The sequence below is a fragment of the Candidatus Protofrankia californiensis genome (genome assembly GCF_900634765.1).
GTDB lineage: Bacteria > Actinomycetota > Actinomycetes > Frankiales > Frankiaceae > Protofrankia > Protofrankia californiensis.
Window position 1 is genome coordinate 3,863 of record NZ_CAAAFT010000441.1, and the last position, 5,453, is coordinate 9,315.

A 5,453-nucleotide genomic window follows, 5' to 3' on the forward strand; every position below is an offset into this window, starting at 1 on the left:
CGCGGCAGGGACGGCGGGAAACAGCCGGCGCGCCGCCCCGGCCGCTGTCGTTTCTCAGCCCGGCCGGCTGGCGTCCGGCCGGATGACGTCAGGGTGTCCACGGAACCAGGAGACCGTGCTGTCGAGTCCGCTGCGCAGGTCGACGGCGGGTTCCCAGCCGAGGATCTCCCGGGCCAGGGATATATCGGGCTGGCGGACCGTCGGGTCGTCCTCCGGACGCGGAATGAACGAGATGACGGATTCGCTCTTGGCCACCTCGCGGACGAGCTCCGCAAGTTCGAGGATGGACAGCTCGTGGGGATTTCCGATGTTTATCGGGCCGGGGTGACCGGAAAATGTCATCCGCACGATCCCCTCCACCAGATCGTCAACATATATGATCGATCGGGTCTGGCTGCCGTCACCGGCGACGGTGATGGGTTCACCGCGCAGCGCCTGGGTCGCGAAGGCGGGAATCGCCCGGCCGTCGTTGGGGCGCATCCGGGGCCCATGGGTGTTGAAGATCCGGACGATTCCGGCGTCCACCCCGTGGCTACGGCGATAGGCCATGGTGAGCGCTTCGCCAAACCTCTTGGCCTCGTCGTACACACCCCGCGGCCCCACCGGGTTGACGTGACCCCAGTAGTCCTCGGGCTGCGGATGGACCTGCGGATCGCCATAGACCTCCGAGGTGGACGCCAGCACGAAACGCGCGTGTTTCTCCTTGGCAAGACCGAGAGCGTGCAGGGTACCGATCGAGCCGACCTTCAAGGTGTGAATCGGTAGATTCAGATAGTCGATGGGACTCGCCGGTGAGGCGAAGTGCAGCACATAGTCGACCGGACCGGCGACATGAACATAATCAGTCACATTACAACGGACGAGCCGGAAGTGCTCGTGCCCGGTCAGGTGCGCGACATTCGCCGGGGTCCCGGTGACGAAGTTGTCCAGGCAGACGACCGCATGGCCTTCGTCGAGCAACCGTTCACACAGGTGCGACCCCAGAAAGCCGGCACCTCCGGTGACAACGCTTCTTTTCATCGGTCTCCCTACCGGTCATTGATATCCGGTCCAGGTGACGATACGCGCTCGAAGTCCCACTCCTGCGCAGAACGCGCGAGCAGGCCCGGCGGAATGTCCGCGATGACCGACACGTGGTCGCGGTGCGTCGGTAGAGCCGCCGACGGGTCGGTCACGGACGGATGGAAAAGGACCACCACGACGTCACGGTTGTCGCCGACCCCCCGGTAGATCTCCGCCACGGTGCCCGCCACGGCCCGGCCGAGCCAGGCGAGGAGATCGTCCATGCGCCCCTGCGCCGCCCGTGCCTCCCACATACGCGTCACACCAGCCACAGCTACATCTTCGACCAGAACCGGCGGCGTGAACCGGAAGCGCCGGCCCGGCCGGACGCTCAGTCGGCTCACATCAGGGTCGGTTGGCGAATCAGGGACGGTTGGCGAGGCGACGCTGCAGGTTGGCGTGACGGAACTCCCACACCGCCCCGGCCTGCCGAAGATTCCACGCTCATGGGCGTCGGCAAGAAACGCCATCAGCCGCAGAGGCTGCCGGCCGCGCCCAGCCAGCCAGAGCCTGGTGAGGCCCAGATGCACCCATGCCGAGTAGAGCTCCCTGAATGCGAGTGCACTGGCACGATCCTGGACCAGGACAGACCAGGGGTCTGCCGCCCGCTGCGTGTCCACGGTGGTGGTGATGAGCCCGAGCCCGAGCGCGGAAAGCCGCGGCCGCCGCAGGACGATCTGCCTCGGGGAGGGATGACCGAACCCGCCTGTGAGCCCGAACACGGACTCGGCTGTGCGGAGCTCCGTGAAGACCGAGCAGTGCCCGTGGTGTGGCGCGGGAGAGTTCCCACCAGGAGAGGCTGGTGGTGTGCAGGCGGTGTTCGAGGTGGCGGGCCAGGAAGACCAGGTAGCCGGTGGCCTGGTCGGCGGTCCACCGGTTCGGGCGGTCGCGGTAGGGCCTGTAGGCGGCGGGGATCAGCCCGTCGAACAAGTGTTCCTCGACGGCGGTGCGGGTGGGCAGCGCGACGGTGTCACACAGCTCGCCCGGGTCGGGCAGGCCAAGGGTGGATTCGCCGGGCCGGGGGTTGTAGATGGTGCGGGCGAGGCTGGCCATCAGCGGGGTGGACAGCGCCCGGGCGACCGGCGGGGCCGGTGTGGCGGCCAGCGCGGCGCGGACCGGCGCCCACCGGGCCGCGCCACCGACACCAGCGGTATCGGTCAGGTAGGCAGCGACATCGGCGAGGTCCAAGGGGTCCAGGCGGATGCCCGCGGCACACCGGCTGGCGCAGCGGGCCGGGCCGGATCGCGTGGCGGAACGCCGTGACCCGGCAGCTGAGGACCAGGCCCGCGCCGTCGCGCAGGGTGTCGTTGACGGAGGTCAGGGCCTGGTCGCGGCCACCGGAATGGATCTCGTCGAGCCCGTCGAGGACGGGCAGGATCAGCCCGGCGGCCAGCAGGGCGCGGGCCCGGCTGATCCCGGCCGCCGACGTGCCGGCCAGCCACGGATGCTCCCGGATGATCTGGGTTTCCAACCAGCCGTACAGATCGTCCCGGCCGGGGTTCCATGACGCCACCGGCACCAGCAGCGGCACGGGTTCACCAGGACCGCGGCGGGCGAGCAGGTCCAGGACCAGGCCGATGAGCAGCATGGTCTTACCCGACCCGGGTTCGCCGAGCACGACCAGCCGGCCGGTCGGCACCCGGTCAAGCACCTTGATCAGATCACGGCCGGCCCCGGCGAGCTCGTGCGGGTCGGCCGCCGGATACGCCCGCGGCGTCCAGCCGGCACCGTCCGCGACGAGGCGCTGCAGGTGGGCCCACGGCTGGACCAGCGCCGGGTCGGCCGGCCGCCAGGACACCGCCAGCGGCGGCCGGTTGAGATCCCGTTGCTTCGCCTCGGCCGACCACAGCTGTCCGAGCTGATCGGCGAGCCGGTCCGCCACGCCGGCAAGGTCGGTGTTCCCGGCCTGTGGGCGTCCCGCCGGTCGGCGGCGTAGCCCGCCCAGGCCAGATACAGCCCTGCCGCGGCGACGACCGCGGCGAGGGAGCCGCGCCCTGCCCGCTGCGCCATGCGGCTACCGCTCCCGCCGCCCCGGCAAGCCCCAGCAGCATGCCGACCGGCCACCGGCGCCTGCCTCCGCGCCCCCCCACAAGGAACAATCATCGCCATCGGGACGTCCACGCCGATCCGCAACCCCCCGACAGATGGCGGTCACGCGGGGAAGCGGTCACATGGGGAAGCGGCCTGGTCAGAGCGGGAGGGTCGAAGAGGCGGGGATGTCCAGCGGGGACGGGGGCACCCCGGCCTCGACCTGGAGGGAGCCGAGCGCGGCGACCATCGCGCCGTTGTCGGTGCACAACCCCGGCCGGGGCACCCGCAGCGTGATGCCCACGGCTTCGCAGCGTGCCGCCGCCAGCGCCCGCAGCCTGCTGTTCGCCGCCACCCCACCGCCGATCACCAGCGTGTCCACGCCGTGGGCCCGGCAGGCCGCGACCGACTTCGCCGTCAGCACGTCGACGACCGCCTCCTGGAAGGACGCGGCGACATCGGCGGTGGGCACGGGCTCCCCGGCCCGGCGGCGTGCCTCCACCCACCGGGCCACCGCCGTCTTCAACCCGCTGAAGGAGAAGTCGAAGGTGCCGTCGGCCGCCTTGGCGCGCGGGAACGCGATCGTCGGGTTCCCGTCGCGGGCCGCCCGGTCGATGGGCGGCCCGCCCGGGAACGGCATGCCGAGCAGCCGGGCGACCTTGTCGTATGCCTCACCCGCGGCGTCGTCGACGGTCGCCCCCAGCGAGCTCACCTCGCCGCTGGCAAGATCCGGGATGAGTAGCAGCGACGAGTGCCCGCCGGAGACCAGCAACGCGATGGACGGTCCGGGCAGCGGCCCGTGCTCAAGGGTGTCGACCGCCACATGCGCGGCCAGATGATGGACGCCGTAGAGCGGGACGCCGAGCGCGAACGCATAGGCCTTTGCCGCGGCCACCCCGACCAGCAGCGCACCGGCGAGACCGGGACCGGCGGTGACCGCGACCGCGTCCACGTCGCGGTGCCGCAACCCCGCCTGGGACAGCGCCCGCTCCACCGTGGGCACCATCGCCTCGACGTGCGCGCGGGCAGCGATCTCGGGGATGACCCCGCCGTAGCGGGCGTGCTCGTCGACGGACGACGCGAGCGTGTCCGCGAGCAGCACCCCGCCCCGGACCAGGCCCACCCCGGTCTCGTCGCAGGAGGTCTCGATCCCCAGCACCAGCGGCGCGTCACCCGCGCGGGCCCCGCTCACCCCGACACCACCGTCACCTCGACACCACCGTCATCGGGACAGCGCCATCGGCCCCGGCAACGCCATCAGCCCACGACACCGTCATCACCGCGTATTACCTCTTGTTGCCCTCATTGCCGCCGTCACCGGGGCAGCACCACCGGCCCCGGCAACGCCGTCAGCCCACGGCACCGCCGTCACTCCTGTTGCCTCTGCTTCTGTTGCTCCCGACACCGCTGTCACCCCGATACCGCCTGCTCGGCCGCGTCCAGCATCCTGCCGTAGTCGCTGCGGTGTATCCGGTCGGCCAACATCACAAAGGCGTCGGCTCCGGACGGTTGGTAGTAGCTCCTGCGCACCCCGAGTTCGACGAACCCCAGGCGCCGGTAGAGGGACTGGGCCACGGTGTTGTCGGTGCGTACCTCCAGCTCGCAACGGTGGGCGCCGCACCCGCGGGCATGGCGCAGCAGCGCGACCAGCAGCCGGGTGGCGACACCGCCGCCGCGGGCGTCCGCGGCGACACCGAGGGTCTGTATGTAGGACTCGTCGTCATGAACGGCGAGCCCTCCGTAGCCGACGATCCGGTTGTCACGGACGGCGGCCAGGTAGTGCCGTGCCGCGCCCTGGGCGAGCTCGGACCAGAACAGCTCGGGCGTCCAGGCGTCCTCGGTGAAGATCTCCCGTTCCAGGGTGACGACGTCGTCAAGGTGCCACCAGCGCAGTGGCTCGAACGCAACATGGTTATGCCGAGCGCCGCCTGCGGCGGGAGTACTGCCTACGCCTGGAGCACCGCCCGCACCCCGAGGGCTGCCCGCGTCCTGCCGGGCACTTTCTGTAGCCGAAGTGCCGCTCCTGGCCTGCCGAGCGCTGTCTGTGCCATCCGGCGGAATGGGAGAGTTCACGATCGCATCCCGGGTGAGGCCCATGCGAGGGCACGCCGATGATCGGGCGTCCGGCGCATCAGGACCGTTGCATGACCTCCATGACCCGTCACACGGCCACCGCCTTCGGCGGGTGCGGCTCGGCCGCGTCCGGCCGACGCAGGTACAGCGGAACCAGCGGCGCCGGCGGCCGGCGGGCGAGAGCATCCGAGGCGGCCAGGCGGGCGAGACCGATCGGAGAGGGGTACCTAGGGTCGACCGAGCGGACCGACCCGCAGGCCTGATCCAGGCTCGAAGTCGAAGCAACCTGC

General features: G+C 71.0%; 5 protein-coding genes and 1 pseudogene. All 6 read right to left on the reverse strand.

Annotated features, from left to right (window positions below; all coding sequences use genetic code 11):
• Nucleotides 1-54: 54 nt before the first annotated feature.
• Nucleotides 55-1,020, reverse strand: a complete 966-nt coding sequence (locus tag DD1DGNOD_RS22770) for a UDP-glucuronic acid decarboxylase family protein (RefSeq protein ID WP_131768504.1) — start codon at nt 1,018-1,020, stop codon at nt 55-57.
• Nucleotides 1,021-1,028: 8 nt separating this feature from the next.
• Complete coding sequence (locus DD1DGNOD_RS22775; protein ID WP_206443376.1) at nt 1,029-1,334, reverse strand: hypothetical protein; 306 nt, start codon at nt 1,332-1,334, stop codon at nt 1,029-1,031.
• A 698-nt stretch (nt 1,335-2,032) separates the two neighbouring features.
• Complete coding sequence (locus DD1DGNOD_RS22780; RefSeq protein ID WP_131771006.1) at nt 2,033-2,944, reverse strand: NACHT domain-containing protein; 912 nt, start codon at nt 2,942-2,944, stop codon at nt 2,033-2,035.
• Between the two features lie 306 nt (nt 2,945-3,250).
• Complete coding sequence (tsaD, locus tag DD1DGNOD_RS22785; RefSeq protein ID WP_131768505.1) at nt 3,251-4,282, reverse strand: tRNA (adenosine(37)-N6)-threonylcarbamoyltransferase complex transferase subunit TsaD; 1,032 nt, start codon at nt 4,280-4,282, stop codon at nt 3,251-3,253.
• Between the two features lie 218 nt (nt 4,283-4,500).
• Complete coding sequence (gene rimI, locus DD1DGNOD_RS22790) at nt 4,501-5,163, reverse strand: ribosomal protein S18-alanine N-acetyltransferase (protein ID WP_346434366.1); 663 nt, start codon at nt 5,161-5,163, stop codon at nt 4,501-4,503.
• An 88-nt stretch (nt 5,164-5,251) separates the two neighbouring features.
• Nucleotides 5,252-5,453, reverse strand: a pseudogene (locus tag DD1DGNOD_RS28370) (tRNA (adenosine(37)-N6)-threonylcarbamoyltransferase complex dimerization subunit type 1 TsaB); the annotation flags it as partial.

Bases quoted from the DNA above. Each gene is read 5' to 3' on its own strand.
- DD1DGNOD_RS22770 (WP_131768504.1), bottom strand. From the start codon at position 1,020: ATGAAAAGAAGCGTTGTCACCGGAGGTGCCGGCTTTCTGGGGTCGCAC.